Raw genomic sequence first — 16,313 nt, forward strand, 5'->3', positions numbered from 1 at the left:
CCGTGATGCTGCCCACGGACTTCCGCCAGCGAATAGCCCATGACGTCCAGGAAATTCTGATTGGCATCCAGGATCGTGCCATCGGGATCGAACGAGATCACGGCCTGGGACTTGTCCAGGGCGGCGAGGACTTGTCCGCTGTCGTCATGCCGCTTCAGAAAGCCGAACATCCTGTTGATCCTCCCCATACCTTTATATGCCTACTGCCACGCCGCAGAGACCAAGCGGCATATCGAAGAATAAGGTAAGTTCACGATCCGTGACAAATCGATACCCATACCCATCTGCATAGTGTCCAAGTGGATATATGAACTATCGGTTAGTTTTCGGAATTGTTGGCGACTTCACGCCCGCAACAACTCCGGCATTTCATATCCCGGGGTGCTCGCTTCTGTGCATCAAGGGTCGTTGCGCGGCCTCACGGGCTGCCACCCCATCCTGTTCCGCCCTCTCGGTCATTCGCGTCAGCACGTCAATGAACCGCATGCCGCCATTGTCAGGGACCGGCTCCGTCGCGCGCCGTCACAGCCGGCTTCGGCGGGTCGCTTAAACCAACCGCAATCCGGTTCACGCGAAAAGCAACGTCAGGGTTGCCGCATTGGATTAGCAAAGGATCATATAACCCTTTGAACAAGCCCCCACCCGGCTATGCGGATGTAGGATTCCTTGGTCAATAAAATCGGGAGGGCGGTTCCATGTTCGGGCTCTTCAAGAAGATGCTGGCGGCATTGCACGACGAGCCCGCTTCGGGTCGCGCCAGCAGCGGTTATCCGCGCAGCGCACCCACCCCTGCCACCAAGCAACCTGAAGTTACCGCGCCGCCGCAGGCTGACCAGAACGCCGCCGAGGCGTTGCGGCGCATTTTCTCCCGCCGGGACCCTACCCAGGCCGGTAGCCTCCACTTGATGGGGCTGGAAAGCCTCCGGGCCCGGCTGGGTGGACGGTGGGGGACCGTGGCCGACCGGGTGCACCTGCTGACGGCAAGGCTGCTTGAAAGCTATCTCGGCCCCCACGATACGTGGTTTCGCCATGAGGGCGAAGTCTATGTGGTTGTCTTCGCCCAGCTGGGACCCGACCAGGCACGCCTGATCTGTGCCAAGGTGGTGGAGGAATTACAGATCATGCTGCTGGGGGAAGCGGATACGGCCAGCATCATGGTGCGCACCGCCATGCATGAGATCGGGTCGGAGGTCATGCTGGTACCCGCCAGCCTGAAGCAGATGCTGGACAATGCCTCGATGCATTTGACACAGGGAGTGGCGGAGGCCAGCGCCAGCCTCGACCGTCCCATCGGCATCCGCACCCGCCGTGCCGAAGACGCAGGCCCGATAGAGGTGCGCTATCGTCCGGTGTGGGACGTCAAGCAGCAAGTCCTGTCCGTCTTTATCGCCCGCTCGGGCCGGATGCGGGCCGGGCGTTGCCCGCTCTGGGGTTATGACGGGCTACAGAATCCCGAGGATCCGCAGCAGATCCTGGGCATGGACATGCATCTGATCCAGGAGGCGGTGAGCGAGGCTGCTGAGCTTTACGAGAACCGGTTCCGCTTTTTCCTTTCATTGCCGATTCATTTCGAGAGCCTGGCTGTCCTGGGACGCCGCCGCGAACTGGTGGACGTCCTGCAGGACATCCCGACGCATATGCGCAGTTTCATGACCTTTCACCTTTGCGGGGTGCCGGCGGGCGTGCCCACGGGCCGTCTGGCTGAAATGGTAAGCACCCTGCGTCCCTACAGTCGTACCGTCATGGCCGTGGTGGACCCCGGCAGCAACGACCTGCCCACCCTGGCTGCCGCCGGCGTGAAGGTGGCCTGCGTGTTGCTGCCGCCCGGCTGCTCGGCCGACCGCTATCGCGCCGACCTGCTGCGTTTTGGTGCCATCGCTGCAAAGAACCGGTTGCTGACCTCTGTCGAAGGTGTCGACAACATGGCCATGGAGGCCCTGTGCGAGGAAGCGGGCATCAGCTTCCTGTCAGGAGACCTGATCGGCGGTTGGACCGAGGTGCCTGAACACGCCGTTCGTCGCTCGCTGGCCGATTTCCAGCGTTGAGCGCCAATCTCATGCCAATGGAACTGCTGGCTCAAAACCAGTCGGGGCGAAATCGGGCGGGAGACGCTCGTGCTTGAGCATATCATTCGGCACCCATGGTGCGGAACGCCTCGCGCAACTACACCGTATCGGGCGCATAGAGATACGTGGGTTCGGTGCCTGCCCCGGTAGACGTGGCGTGAACTCGGCGATCCAGGCGGCATCCTTTTGGCCATTGACGGCCCCATTGCGGCGAACCCACACAGTCGAAGAATTCCCTATGGCGCCCGGTGCTCTGCGGGTTGTAGATTCCCCCTGCCAGCCAGTCGCCCCAGGATCCACAATGCCCCGCCGCTCAAGGAACGATGCCGCGAACGCCGCCGAGGCACTGATTGAAAACCATGCTGCCGGCCGTATCCGCCTGCGTCGCGCCTTGCTCGGGATGAGCCAGTCCGACCTGGCCAAGGCCCTCGGCATCACCTTCCAGCAGGTCCAGAAATACGAGCGCGGGTTCAACCGGGTCTCTATCGGCAAGCTTTATCGTCTGGCCGATATCCTCGACGTGCCCATGATGTTCTTCTTCGACGGGCTCGAAGCCGGCGGCCAGCAGCTCCCAGCCAGCCCTGACACGTCCGAACAGTCCGGCATCCTATCCCGCCGCGAGTTGGATCTGCTCCGGGCCTGGCGTGGTGCCCCACCCGAGGTCGCCGACACGGTCTCGGCGCTGCTGCGGGCCATTGAGCCGGACCGGAAAGCTGACATCGTCGACCTGCCTGTCCATACCGCCGGAACAAAGCCAGCGCCGGCTCCCGAGCCCGCACCGAAACCTGTCGTAGCCGAAAGTGCCCCGCCGTCGATCCCTGACGAGCAAAAAGCGGCCCCACGCCGTCGTGGCCGGCCGCCGGGCTCCACGAATAAGAAGCAGAGCAAGCCCCGCCGCCAGGCTGGCGCTGTCTGGAATCCTGCCGACATCCGCAGTTACAACGATTGACGCGGGCGGAAGGGTGGTTTGAGATTGCAGTGTTGCGCTGAAGCGACATTGACGGCGCCACAGATTTCGCCCGCGCCCTGGCCGATGTCCGCTATATCGACTATCTGCGCCGGGCAGGACAGGCTCTGTCTTTGGCCCGCCACGATCGTGGCGGCGAGCAGGCTGCCAGCCTGCGTGGCATCATCGTCACCGACAAGATAAACGGCACCTATCCCTAGGCCTATTGGGGAACCAAATGACCGACCGTGCAGAGGACCGCGTCAGGCACCCCTTGTCACCAAAGGACCAAAAGGTGAGCAGTTGTGTCCGACGGGAGCCGCCGAGCGGGGGACAAATGTCTGGAATCCCAAAGCGAGCGCGAGAACCAGCCCGTCCGCTTCGGCCCCAACTCAGCCATTAGGTACGGTCTGGCCTATTGAGAAAGGTCTTATGGTGACAGGGTGTGGAACGTTCCACACCAACGAAAGGCAGCTCGCCGCGCGGCATGCCCCGGATGCTGGAGCATCCAGGGCAAGGATGCGAGGTTGAGGGGGCGATACGTCAAGGGACCGTCCACCCAGCTTCCTATGCCGCCAGCGGCTCCGTGCAGCAGGGTCCCTGAGACGGCCCTCGACGACTGCAATGATCTCCCGCTTCGCCGACATCGTTGCTGGTCCTATGGTGACAGAGTGTGGAACGTTTTACAGATGCGGCCGTTGGCTGAAAATGATGGTGGGACATTGAACGCGCCGGGATTGTCGGCGGCTCCAACTCCTGAGCGGATGGGGCTACGATGAGCAAGGAATATGGGCTCAGCAAGAATACGGTGATGGAGATCGTGAAGCGCAACGGGGGCGCGAATGAATAAATTGTATCGGAAAGGCCTACTTAATGTGGTGTTCGTTCCTCCCGTATTGAGACCCCAGGCCGCCAGTTTCTGACATCGGCGGCCTGGCCTCGATAAATATCTCGAACCGGCTCAGCAGCCGAAGTCGTCGAACGCAATCCGGTCGCGGGGAATGCCCAACCTGTGGAGCATCTCCAACGTCGCCTTCAGCATGGCTGGTGGACCACAGACCAGGAAGTCGCAGGATCGCAGGTCGCGGTGGCGGGCTAGGTACTGGGCCCGGACAGCCTCGTGCACCATGCCTCGGTGCCCATGCCAGTCGTCACCGGGGGTCGGCTCGGAAAGCACGACGTTCCAGGTGAAACCGGTATGTTCCTGCTGCAGCCGTTCGAATTCTTCCCGATACAGGATGTCCTGTGCCGACCGGGCGCCATACCAGTAGGTGATCCGACCCTTGCTGTCCTTGTGCATCAGCTCGTCGCGGATGATCGCCCGCAGCGGGGCCATGCCGGCACCGCCCCCGATCACCACAATCTCCCGGCTGCCTTCCCGTGCCGCAAAGTTGCCGTAGGGGCCGAAGAACCGGACCTCATCGCCGGGTTGAAGTCCGAAGACATAGCTTGATCCGGCACCGCATGGGATTGCGGCCGCATCGGGGGAGGACATGAAGCGGACATTCAGGACGATCTCGTCCCGCACTTCGCCCGGACGGGTCGCCAGGGAGTAGGAGCGGCGTAGGCCGCCCTGGTGACTGATGGCCCTCTGAACGGACAGTTGCTGCCAGTCCGCCCGCCAGCGTTCGGGTACGCCGAACCGGTCCGGTCCGGTGCTGTAGGCCGGGATCGCCAGCTGGATGAACTGGCCGGCACGGTAGGTGGGCACGGTCCCAGCCTTCATGCGCAGCGTCACTTCCTTGATCGTGGGGCTGAGGAAGCGGGTGCCGGCGACCTCCGCCCGGAAGCCCTGACCATCAAGCGCCTGATCGGGAACCGTGACGGTGCTGCCGGGCATGACCCTGTGCCGGCAGGCAAGGCGGCTGCCTTGCTCAAGAGCGCGGGCGGGGATGTGAAGGCGATCGGCATCGGTCACCGGCGCACCGGCAAGGGTGACCTGGCACAGGCCGCAACTGCCGCCGCCGCCGCAATTGGACGGCAGGACGATGCCAGCACCGGCAAGGGCGTCGAAATAGGACGCCCCTTCCGGCAGTGCCAGTTCCCGAACTGTACCTGACGCCGTGCGCAGCGACACGGGAATGCCCTGTCTGCGCAGCCGGCGCGCCACCCGCGATGGCTGGAAATCCTGCCGCCCGAAACTGTCATAGACCAGGAACAGGCCGGTGATGGCCAGCCATGCCGTAGCGACAGCGGCCAGGATAATCAGGGGGTGGTTGAAGCTTTCCCGCTCCCCGTAATCCATGATGTGCAGCATCCAGGCGATGTCCCAGAGCCGCCAGGCATCGTTGCGCCGCTCCAGCAGCCGCCCCGTTTCGGCAGAAATGTAGAGCGTGGTGTTGTCGGCATCGGCAAAGGCGACGCGCCATATCGCCCCTTCATGTTTGCGGGTTTCCAGGTTCGGCCCGGCCAACCGTTCCAGGCCTGCGACAGGGGCAGCACCGGCATAATCAGCCGTCGCGACGCGGCGTGCCACGTCCTCAGTTACAGAGACGCGCGACCCATCGCGGGCTGAGAGGAGGTGAACGCCTTTGGCGGTGTGAACCTCATAGACGAAATCGTCCAACAGCGGTCGCAGGCGCAGGGCGACGACCGCGCTGCCGGCAAGGTGCGACCGAACGTCCGCCAATGGCAGCAAAGGCGTGTCCGTCGGCAGAAGCAGCGGTGCGGCGGCCCGGCGGGTGTGGTCGCCCATGACGTCGTGATGGTTGATCAGGGCCATTGTCGCGCCGCTTGCCGCCCATAGCGCGAACTGCAAGCCGATCAGCAGGCCGACCCATTTGTGGAACCAGCGGAGAGTCTGAAGCATCAACGCCTCCCCATCTGGGCCATGGCCGCCTTGCGGCGACGGAAACTGTAGAACAGCAGCCAGACGCCGCTGCACATGGCGACGACGGCCGTCAGCGTCGCGACCCGCAGCAGCGTGTTGTTGACGTCTTCGCGCTCTACATAGTCCATGATGTGGAACATCCAGACGAAGTCGAAGAGCCGCCAGAGATTGTGCCGGCGTGCCAACAGGTCCCCGGTCGTCGGAGACAGGTAGAGCGTATGGTCGTTCCAGCCATCGAACCGCACCTGCCAGACCGGCGCGGCCCGGCCCCGGATTTCCGATGGCACCTCCGACAGCAGGCTGGCCGACCGGATGTCCGAATGGCCTGCATAAAGGCCAAGTGCCACCTTGCGCGCCGCTGGCTCATCCAGGGGTGGGCTCTCTACCCCCGTTGTCGCACTTAACAGGACGGTGCCAGCGGAGCGTTCGACCACGTAATAGGGCTGGTCCAGCAGCATCTTCAGCCGCACGCTGCGGACATCGTCGTAGGTGCGGCGGATATCGTCCATTTGGACACGCACCTGGTCCAAGGGCAGGGAGGTCGCGCCATGCGCGCGGATGAAATGGTCACCATGAATAATCTCGATCGGAACCGCGACCATGTACAGGCCGCTGACCGCCCAGATCACGGCCTGGATGCCGATCAGCAGGGCCAGCCACTTATGTGTCTTCCTGGCAATGGAAGCCGGATGCATTCACGCCTCCAGGGACGTTTGGGGGTATGAGGGGGCACGGCTGACGCCGTGCCCCGATACCGGGTCAGAAATTGTACGTCACGCGCACGTATCCGCGGCGGCCGAGGAGGTCGTAAGTCATGGTATCGGTATTGCCGTCCGTCCAGCTCTGGATGAACGGTGCATCCCGGTCGAACAGATTGTCGACGCCGACTGCGACGCGGGCGCTGTCCGTCACCGAATAGCCGGCCTGGATGTTGTGATAGAAGACGTTTGGCGTCCGGTAGCCGATCGCCGTCGGCGCGGCATTGAAGTCCGTCGCCTTGCCGATCCATTGTACGGAGTAGGTGGCGTTCCATTTCTCGTCCGACAAAGTGCCGCTGAGGTTTGAGCGCCAATGCGGGAATCCGCCGTTGCCGCCGCCGATGAACCCGTCGAAGATGATCGGCGCCGCACCCTGGAACGGGGTGATGGTATATTTGTCGAGATAGGTGGTGTTCCAGTCGATGACCACACCCAGATCGGCCAGATCGAACTGGTACAACAGGCCGACATCGATGCCGCGCATCTTTTCCCGGCCCGTGTTCACCGGCTGGGCCGACAGGTAGTTGATTTCGCCGGTCAGGGTGTTGCGAGTGAAATGCTGCGCCCCGCAGAACGGGTGGTTGAGGCCCGCAGAATTGTAGCAGACCGACAGCTTGGTGGAACCGGAGATGGACCTGATGGCATCCTTGATACGGATGTCGAACAGGTCCGCCGTGACGGTCAAACCCTCCACGAAGCCAGGCTGGAGCACGGTGCCGATGGTGAAGCTGTCGGATGTCTCCGGCTTCAGGTCGCTGTTGCCGCCCACCGTGGTCAGCACCGTGTTGCCAAGCTGACGGAAGCCGGCGGGAACGCCGCTGGCCCGGCAGTTGGCCGCCACGACGGAGCCCGATGGCAGAGCCGAATAGTTGCTGCACGGATCGGTCGTGGTCAGGTTGCCTTCTGACACGCCGCCGAACAGTTCCGGCACGTTAGGGATGCGGAACGCGGTGCCATAGGTGGCGCGGAACCGCAGCCCGTCGACCACCTGCCAATCCAGGCCGGCCTTGTAATTGTCGGCGCTGCCGAACAGATCATAGTCGGAATAGCGGGCGGCCGCGTTCAGTTCAAGCCGCTGGGCAAAAGGCAGATCGGCCAACAATGGCACCTGCAGCTCCAGATAAGCCTCCTTGGTCTTCACCCGACCGGCGATCGGGTCCTGCTGGTTGGTGTTGGCGATGCCCAGCACGGTCAGCGCGTCAGGGTCACGCCAGCCCTTTTCCTCCCGATAGACGATGCCGGTGGCAAAGCCCAGGTCGCCCGCCGGCAGTTCAAGCAACGTCCCCGTCAGGTCGAAGGTACCGCTGATCTGTTCGTTTCCGCCGCTGTCGCGGCTGGTATAAAGGATGTAGTCCAGAACCTGCGGGGTCAGGTCGCCCGCCCCCAGATAGTCGCCGCAGGGAATGGCGGCACCGGCAGCACTGCTGCAGACGCCGGTGTTCAGCGTCTGGCGGACACGGTCCAGGTTGGCGACGTTGGTGGAACCGTCCACGCCCTTGTTCCGTCCCCAGTTGAAGGCGGTTTCCCAGCGCCAGCCGTTCCCCAGCGTCCCGTCCAGGCCCAGCACGGTGCGCCAGGTATCGACGTCCTGGTAGAATTCGCGCGGTCCCGGCTCCACCAGACGCCGGCCCTGGATGACCAGCGTCTGCCCGGTCGGGTTGGTGGGATTGTTCGCCGCCACCGTCAGGTTACGCAGCGTACCCGGCGTGGCGATCTGGTTGGACTGCCGGTTGGTGAACATCAACTCGCTGAACAGGCGTACGTCGTCTGACACGTTCAGGTGCCCGAACATGCTCGCCGATACGCGCTCGATCGGGTTCACCGCATTCAGGAAGGGGTTGGAATTGAAATTGTGCTTGGCGCTGGAATAGGGCTCGTAGAAGTTCCCGTTGCCGCCGGGCGTCTGGTTGAAGTTGATGCTCTGGCCGTTGGGCAGCAATGCCCGGCCGCCCGCGGTGGACGAGCTGCCGACACAGACCAGTTGTCCGCCGCTCTCGCCCAGGCCGCAGGGTTCCCGGTCGGCTAGGTTGACGGCATCGGATTTGTAATAGCTGAGTGACGAGACGATCGATCCCTTGTCGCCGGACACACCCCAGGTCAGGTCCGCACTCTTCTCCTCCCCATCGCCTTCGTCGGTGATCCCGTACTTGGCGGAAACCTCAACCCCGTTGAAGTCAGTGCGGGTCACGATGTTCACCACGCCGGCCACGGCATCCGCCCCATAGATGGCCGAGGCGCCGTCCTTCAGCACATCAATGCGCTGAATGATCGACACCGGGATCGTGTTCAGGTCGGGTGCGGAGTTGGCGCCGGTGCCGCCAGCCACCACCCGGCGACCATTCAGCAGAACCAGGGTGCGGTTGATACCCAGACCGCGCAGATTGACCTGCGCCGTGCCATAGCCGTTATTGGCCCAATAGGCGTTGGTCTGGTTGCCGGCAAAGCCGGCGCTGGATGGCAGCCGCTGCAGCAAGGTCTCGATGCTGGTCACGCCCGTATTCGCGATGGCCTCCTGCGTCAGCACGGTTGCCGGGCCCAGGCCGGTAATGTCCTGACGCGCGATGCGGCTGCCGGTGACCACGATTTCTTCCAGCGTCTGCTTGCTGCTCTGCGCCATTGCCGGTGCCGTCAGGACGCCCGTGGCCAGGGCGGTGGCAAGAAATAGGTTCCCCGTGAAGCTCTTCATTTGATGTCCCCGTTCCAGATCGGGCAAGGACCGGCAGCCTGCTCTCTGTGGCGACTGCAAGGTCCTTGCCCCGTAAAATTGGATGTCATTCCCCAATGACCGGTGGTCCCCGCCGCAACCGTGATGGCCGAAGCGGCAACGACACGGCAGTCCCCGGCCCTTATTTTCTTGTTATGATCGGGGCGTTTCCGAGGATCGGGCCACACCAGGGTGGAACCTGCCCATTCGTGCACCGGGTAGCGATGCATTGTGCAGGCGGACCATCCGTGGATGACTGCCGAGAACCAGAAATGGAGGAATGTTGGCCGCAAGGCCTGAACCGGTGCCGCCAGGGCACACCGGTCCTATGTTCAGGCCGCTACCGGCGGTCTGAGGTCGGGCGCATGCCCAATGCCGGCAGGCACGTAGCCTGCCACCGGCTTCTTCACGTCACCCGTCACCGTGGCGAGCAGCGCCGTGTCGCTGGAAGGAAGGCCCGACAGCATGGTCAGGCAATGGATCACGCCGCAACAGGCGCCGCCACCGGAGCAGTCGGTCGGGCACGCATCGTCCGACATCCCATCGGTCGTCAAAAGGCCCGACATGGCCATGCCGTGGCGGGCCTTCTCGGATTGCCCTTGCGCCTGGACTTGCCCGTGCGTTGCCACAACGGTCGTGCCGTCCTGAACGGACCGGGCCTGCGATGCGTTGGAAACGGCAAGGACAATCGTCATGGTCAGGGCGAAGAACCCTACCAAACACAGTCGCCGTATTGTTTCCAACTGATCCACCAAGTCCCGCCTCCGGCTGGATCCGATCTCGGTTATCTTTGTATGCTAAGTACCGGAGAAATGACCGTCAAGTGCTACATCGACCGAAATGTCGAAGCTTTGGAAAACGGTCAGGAAGCGGCGGTAGCCTCCTCCTGACCGTTTCACCTTTTCCCACCTATCTGAAAGACCGCAGGCGCAGGGCGTTGCCGACGACTGACACCGAACTCAATGCCATTGCGGCGGCGGCGATGATCGGACTGAGCAGGAAACCGAACAGCGGGTACAGCACCCCGGCCGCCACCGGCACACCCAGCGCATTGTAGATGAAGGCAAGGAACAGGTTCTGCCGGATGTTGCGCATCGTGGCGCGGCTGAGCGACCGGGCCCTGGCGATAGCCGCCAGATCGCCCTTCACCAAGGTGACGCCGGCACTTTGGATCGCGACATCCGTGCCCGTCCCCATCGCGATGCCGACATCGGCCTCCGCCAGGGCAGGGGCGTCGTTGACACCGTCGCCGGCCATCGCCACGACCCGCCCTTCCGCCTTCAGGCGCCGGACGATGCTGTTCTTGTCCTCCGGGCTGACCTCCGCCACAACCTCGTCGATCGCCAGATGTCGCGCAACCGCCGTCGCCGTGGTCTTGTTGTCGCCGGTCAGCATCACCACCCGGATGCCATCCGCGCGAAGTGCCTTCAGGGCTTCAGGTGTGGTGGGCTTGATGGGATCGGACACGGCGATGATCCCGGCCGGGCGGCCGTCCACGGCCACGAACATGGCTGTAGCCCCGTCGGCCCGCAGTCTTTCCGCTTCCTGGGAAAGCTGGCCGAGGGATACGCCCATTTCCGTCATGAGCCGCGCATTGCCCAGAATGACGCGATGCCCCGCGGCCACGGCTGTCACGCCACGGCCGGTCAAGGAACTGAATTCCGTAACCGTCGTCAAAGCCGCGGTCTGTTGGGACGCGGCAGAAAGAATAGCAGCGGCAAGCGGATGTTCGCTACCTTGCTCAAGGCTGGCTGAAAGCGACAGCAATTCCAGTTGACTGAAACCTTCGGCAGGCACCAGGGCCGTGACCTTGGGCTTGCCGATGGTGAGCGTACCGGTCTTGTCCACCACAAGCGTATCGACCTTCTCCAGCCTTTCCAGTGCTTCGGCATTTCTGATCAGGACCCCCTCGGTCGCCCCGCGCCCGACCCCGACCATCACGCTCATCGGTGTGGCCAGACCCAGCGCGCAGGGGCACGCGATGATGAGCACCGAAACGGCGGCCACCAGTCCGTAGGCAAAGGAAGGGCTTGGCCCCCACACCGCCCAGGCGGCGAAGGCAAGCAGGGCAACCAGGATCACCGCTGGCACGAAATAGCCGGAAACTGTGTCCGCCAGCTTCTGGATGGGCGCGCGGCTGCGCTGTGCGTCGGCGACCATCTGCACGATGCGCGATAGCATGGTCTCGGCCCCGACCTTGTCGGCCTGCATCACCAATCCGCCCGTGCCGTTGACGGTTCCGCCGATCAGCTTGGCGCCGGGTTCCTTCTCCACGGGGATCGACTCGCCCGTCACCATGGACTCATCCACTGACGACCGGCCTTCGATGACGATGCCATCGACAGGTACCGCTTCGCCCGGCCGCACACGCAGCCGATCACCGGGATTGACCCGCTCCAGGGGGACCTCCTGATCCTGCCCGTCAGGGGTCAGGCGTCGCGCGACCTTGGGAGCCAGATTGAGCAAGGCCCGGATTGCGCCGCCAGTCTGCTCCCGGGCGCGCAGTTCCAGCACCTGTCCCAACAGGACAAGAACGACAATCACCGACGCCGCCTCGAAATAGACGGCCACCGAGCCATCCACATCGTGGAAACCGTCGGGAAACACCTGGGGCGCCAGAACGGCCGTGAGGCTGTACAGAAAGGCCGCACCGACGCCCATGGCGATGAGGGTAAACATATTGGGGCTGCGGGCGAGGATGGATGCCCAGCCGCGGGTCAGGAAGGGCCATCCCGCCCACAGGACGACTGGGGTGCCCAGTATGAACTGCAACCAGCTATTCTGCGTCGGCGACAGAAGGTGCGCCAGGCCCAGGCCTGGCATATGCCCGCCCATCTCCAGAAACAGGATGGGGGCCGTCAGGACACCGCCGATGACCATTCGGCGCTGCATGTTCCGAAGTTCCTCACTGGGTGCGGCGTCGGGCGCCGCCACCTCAGGCTCCAGGGCCATGCCACAGATCGGGCAATTGCCCGGCCCTTCCTGTCTGATCTGCGGGTGCATGGGGCAGGTGTAGATCGCCTTCTTGCCCGTCGCGGCGGCCTGTCCCCTGGTGCCTCGAAGGTGGTTACCTGGATCCTGCGCGAACTTTTCCTGGCAGCGGGAGGAGCAGAACCAGTAGGTCTTCCCATCCCATTCAAGCCGGTGCGTCGCCGACGCCGGGTCAACAGACATGCCGCAGACAGGGTCTTTTTCAAGCACGGGCTCCGCGCCTTGGGAAGCGTGGCCGTGGTGGGAATGACCACAGGCCGCGTGGCTGCGATGTGGAGCTCTGCTTTCGTCTTCTTGCATCATGACCTCCTACCGAGAGTAGGTACAATCCGTCGGGTGGATTTCCTGCCCTGCCTCAAGAGGGCGCCCGGACACCCCGCGCCAGGTGGGGCATCCGGCTGCGCCTGCCCTAGAACCAGAAGCGCACGCCTGTGACGAGTGAGAGCTGGCTGGCCCGTTCCCCCTCGCTATGCGCTATATCCGCCGTGTCGCCCAGCTTGCGGTTCCACTGGATGCCGACATAGGGGGCGAACTCCTTCACGAACGCGTAGCGCAGCCTAAGCCCCAAGCCTACATCGTTAACGCCTCTGCCAACCTCCAGTTCGGCAACTCTCTGTACCGCGACATTCAGCTCTACGCTTGGCTGGAGGATCAGCTTTTGGGTCAGCAGCAGATCATACTCGGCCTTCAGCCGACCGGACAGATCCCCGTCCTCACTGACGAAGGCCTGGGCCGTCACGTCGAAAAACTGGGGGGCGATGCCCTTCATCCCGACCACGCCGTAGGCGGTTCCGGGCCGGGGGCGGACGTCATAGCGGACGCCGGCCTGCACGTCCCAGAATTCGGATGTCATCCGGCTGAAGAGAAGCTGGAACTCCGCTTCATCGACACCCCTTCCATCGGGCTTTGTGCCTTCCGTCATGAACCAGAGCTTGTCCGTATCCCCTCCGAACCAGCCTTGCGCTTCCCAATTCAGGCTATCACGCCCATCGGTCCATCGGCGCTCGAACTGGTCGACCTTGAAGGTGGCGAGCATTGGCGTGTCATGGTCCGACGCGTGTCCTTCACTGGCCTCGGCCGTGCCGAATGACGGCGCCAGGATTGCGGCCGCCAGTGCAGCCATTCCCAGTCGCATGAGTATCTTTTGCATCTGTCCCTCCGCGATCAAAGGCTGGCTGCTTTGGGTTCAACGATGAATCTCGTCATCATGCCGGATGCCATATGGAACAGCAGGTGGCAGTGGAGCGGCCACTCGCCCGGTTCGTCCGCTGTCAACTGCACGGATTTGGACTGACCGGGCGGCACCAGCACGACATGCTTCCTCGGCATGCGGTCGGTCTGTCCGTTCTCCAGTTCCATGAACATGCCATGCAGGTGCATGGGGTGCGCCATCATGGTCGTGTTGACGAACCTGATGCGCACCCGGTCGCCATAAGCGACACGGATCGGCTCGCCCTGGTCGAACTTCCTGCCGTTCAGGGTCCAGATGTAGCGCGACATCATGCCGGTAAGTTGCACCTCGATCTCATGCGTTGGCGCGCGCAGGTTCTTGGCCCTGGCCAGCGATTTAAGGTCGGCGTAGGACAGGGCCTTCGTGCCCGGCGGTGTGCCAGCATCCCCCCAGCCCACAGCCCGCCCAGGCGTCACCGGGGACGGGGGCGCGTGGTTCATGCCGGCCATGGCACCAGGGTCCATACCTTCCGTGCCGGACATGGAGCCATGGTCCATACCTTTCATCGACCCATGATCCATGCCGGACATCCCACCGTGATCCATACCGGACATGGAGCTGTGGTCCATCCCCTGCATCGATTCATGGTCCATGCCCATATCTGCCATGGTCAGAATGGTACGGGGCCGACGCTCCGGGATTTTTCCTTCGGCACCCTCCATTGTCGCGATGGTCGCACGGGCATAGCCGCTGCGGTCGATCGGTTCGGCGAAGAAGGTGAAGGGCTGGTCGCCCGTCGGCATGACCACGACATCGTATGTCTCCCCGACGCCGAACCGGAACTCGTCCACCTTGACCGGCATGACGCTCTGCCCGTCCGCCGCCACCACCGTCATGGGCAGGCCAGGAATCCGTACGTCAAAGATGCTCATCGCCGATCCGTTGATGATGCGCAGGCGCACCCTGTCACCTGGGTTGTAGACGGCCGTCCAGTTATCCTTTGGCCCCTTACCGTTCACGAGGAACTGATAGCCGTTGACATCCGCCAGATCCGTCGGATCCATGCGCATGTCGCCCCAGTCCCTGCGGTCCTGGATGGTGGTGCGCAAGCCGTCGCGGTCGGCGTCGGACAGGAAATCCGACAAGGTGCGCTTGCCCTTGTTGTAATAGCCCTCGCTGACCTTCAGTTTGCGCAGGACCGTCTGCGGGTCCTCGGCAGTATGGTCGGACAGTAGGACGACCAGATCGCGGTCGGCCCTGGCCGGGTCGCGGTCGGCCGGGTCGATTATGATGGCGCCGTACATGCCCTGCTGTTCCTGGGCGGCGGAATGGCTGTGGTACCAGTAGGTACCGGCCTGCCGCAATTTGAACCGGTAGGTGTAGGTCTCTCCCGGCTTGATCGACAAGAAGCGGTTGAAGCCGGGAGAGCCGTCCATGACGCCCTGCAGCAGCAGGCCGTGCCAGTGGATGGAAGTGGGCTCATCCAGCCGGTTGGTGACCCTGATTACCACTTCCTGGCCCTCGCGCCAACGCAGGGTGGGTGCCGGTACCGAACCGCCGATGGCGACAGCGTCGGTGGTCACCCCGTCCACATTTATGCGCGTGCGCTCGACGGCAAGGTCCAATGTCTGGTCGGCGGACGCGAAGCTGCACCGGCCGGGAAAGGCGGTCACGACACCCGCCATTCCCGCGGCCCCGGCCAACCTCAGGAGGTTACGCCTGGAAACCAATGTCGGATTGTTCATTGTCCGTCTCCGATCACTTCTGGAAGACGATCTTGCCGGCCATTCCTGACTGGTAATGGCCCGGGATGTTGCAGGCGAACTCCAGCGCGGTGTCCTTGGAGAAGGTCCAGGTCAGTTCCTGCGTCTGCCCCGGACCGATCAGCACGCTGTTGGGATCATCGTGCTTCATCATCGCCATGTCCCCCATGGAATGGCCCATCTTGGAATGGTCCATGCCCGACATGTCGTTCATGCCGGTCGGCGTCAGCATCCCATGCTCCGCCATCATCTCCATTTCCTTCTGATGGGCGGCGTGCATTTCCATCGTGCCGATATTGAACTCGTGCAGCAGTTCACCCTTGTTGGTGATGATGAAGCGGACGGTTTCGCCCTTCTTCACCTCAATCGTTTCCAGATTGAAAAGATTGTCGACAGTCTCGATCCGGACTGTCCGGGTGGCCTTCGCGGCCTCTCCCGGTTCGCCGATTTCGACGGCATGGGTGTGTCTGGCTTCACCGGATCCGGCCAGGGCGCTACCGGTGGTGCCGATGAGGCTCACGCCAGCCAGCAGGGCGGCGACGGCATGCGCAATGCGGAAGTCGATCTTCATCTTCGAATGTCCCGTCGATATATCGGCCGGCACCGGCGCGATGGCGTCCTGGCACAGGCCTGGCGAAGATGTACTTCGCCTTGAAATGTCGGATCTGTGGATGACGCTGGCGAACATTCCGGCGGATGCGACATTGCCGCACCCAGACAGCGGGCACTTGCAGCCGCAAAGCCGATCCTTAGTTCGCTTTGATGTCCATTGCTGCGTCAGTCGCAGGCAGGCAATGCCATTCACCCACGCGCGTCACGTGGGTAAGCGTCAGGCGGACAGCCTCGGCGGGCGCAGCATGGGGGAGACTGAGCGACCCTTGGCGAGATGGTCAACAACGGACAGCAACACTGCCCGCTGCCAGCCGGCGTGGCTGAAGCTAATCTCGTGCGTCGCCAGGATCGACTGGCCACAGGCTACGGCGCAGCATCCCGCCTTGGATGTTTTGGAGTACGCGTCCGGTGTGAGCCGCCTTGTGTTTGGTGGTCGGTAGCTGGGAGTCTTTGCGTAAGCGCGATAGCGCGG

The 16,313-nt window shown here is 63.2% G+C and carries 11 protein-coding genes; 2 read left to right on the forward strand and 9 right to left on the reverse strand.

Annotation, left to right across the window (positions count from 1 at the left end):
* Nucleotides 1-188, reverse strand: a 188-nt coding sequence (locus AC1Q7F_RS32055) for a PAS domain S-box protein (protein WP_492512610.1), incomplete at its 3' end; no start/stop codon positions are given.
* Between the two features lie 507 nt (nucleotides 189-695).
* Between AC1Q7F_RS32055 and AC1Q7F_RS32060 the strand changes: the two genes are divergently transcribed.
* Both AC1Q7F_RS32060 and AC1Q7F_RS32065 read left to right on the forward strand, forming a co-directional pair.
* Entirely contained in the window at nucleotides 696-2,045 is a 1,350-nt protein-coding gene (locus AC1Q7F_RS32060; RefSeq protein ID WP_492512611.1) for a hypothetical protein, read from the forward strand.
* A 322-nt stretch (nucleotides 2,046-2,367) separates the two neighbouring features.
* A complete protein-coding gene (locus AC1Q7F_RS32065; protein WP_492512612.1) occupies nucleotides 2,368-3,015 on the forward strand; it encodes a helix-turn-helix domain-containing protein in 648 nt (215 codons plus the stop codon).
* A 958-nt stretch (nucleotides 3,016-3,973) separates the two neighbouring features.
* Here AC1Q7F_RS32065 and nqrF read toward each other — a convergent pair.
* The 8 genes from nqrF to AC1Q7F_RS32105 all read right to left on the reverse strand — a co-directional run bounded on the left by nqrF (nucleotide 3,974) and on the right by AC1Q7F_RS32105 (nucleotide 15,800).
* Entirely contained in the window at nucleotides 3,974-5,821 is a 1,848-nt protein-coding gene (nqrF, locus tag AC1Q7F_RS32070) for an NADH:ubiquinone reductase (Na(+)-transporting) subunit F (RefSeq protein WP_492512613.1), read from the reverse strand.
* The gene (locus AC1Q7F_RS32075) at nucleotides 5,821-6,537 is read right to left on the reverse strand and encodes a PepSY domain-containing protein (protein ID WP_492512614.1); all 717 of its coding nucleotides are present in this window, start codon (nucleotides 6,535-6,537) and stop codon (nucleotides 5,821-5,823) included. The genes nqrF and AC1Q7F_RS32075 overlap by 1 nt, the downstream gene beginning before the upstream one ends.
* A gap of 64 nt (nucleotides 6,538-6,601) precedes the next feature.
* Nucleotides 6,602-9,286, reverse strand: a complete 2,685-nt coding sequence (locus tag AC1Q7F_RS32080; protein ID WP_492512615.1) for a TonB-dependent receptor — start codon at nucleotides 9,284-9,286, stop codon at nucleotides 6,602-6,604.
* A 350-nt stretch (nucleotides 9,287-9,636) separates the two neighbouring features.
* Nucleotides 9,637-10,059, reverse strand: a complete 423-nt coding sequence (locus AC1Q7F_RS32085) for a hypothetical protein (protein WP_492512616.1) — start codon at nucleotides 10,057-10,059, stop codon at nucleotides 9,637-9,639.
* 154 nt (nucleotides 10,060-10,213) lie between these two features.
* Nucleotides 10,214-12,598 (reverse strand): heavy metal translocating P-type ATPase, encoded by a 2,385-nt coding sequence (locus AC1Q7F_RS32090; RefSeq protein ID WP_492512617.1) that lies wholly within the window; start codon nucleotides 12,596-12,598, stop codon nucleotides 10,214-10,216.
* A gap of 106 nt (nucleotides 12,599-12,704) precedes the next feature.
* Nucleotides 12,705-13,445 (reverse strand): copper resistance protein B, encoded by a 741-nt coding sequence (locus tag AC1Q7F_RS32095; RefSeq protein WP_492512618.1) that lies wholly within the window; start codon nucleotides 13,443-13,445, stop codon nucleotides 12,705-12,707.
* Nucleotides 13,446-13,459: 14 nt separating this feature from the next.
* Complete coding sequence (locus tag AC1Q7F_RS32100) at nucleotides 13,460-15,211, reverse strand: copper resistance system multicopper oxidase (protein ID WP_492512619.1); 1,752 nt, start codon at nucleotides 15,209-15,211, stop codon at nucleotides 13,460-13,462.
* A 13-nt stretch (nucleotides 15,212-15,224) separates the two neighbouring features.
* A complete protein-coding gene (locus AC1Q7F_RS32105) occupies nucleotides 15,225-15,800 on the reverse strand; it encodes a cupredoxin domain-containing protein (protein ID WP_492512620.1) in 576 nt (191 codons plus the stop codon).
* Between the last annotated feature and the right edge of the window lie 513 nt (nucleotides 15,801-16,313).

The organism is Niveispirillum sp. GW835-FHT14G11 (genome assembly GCF_058793615.1).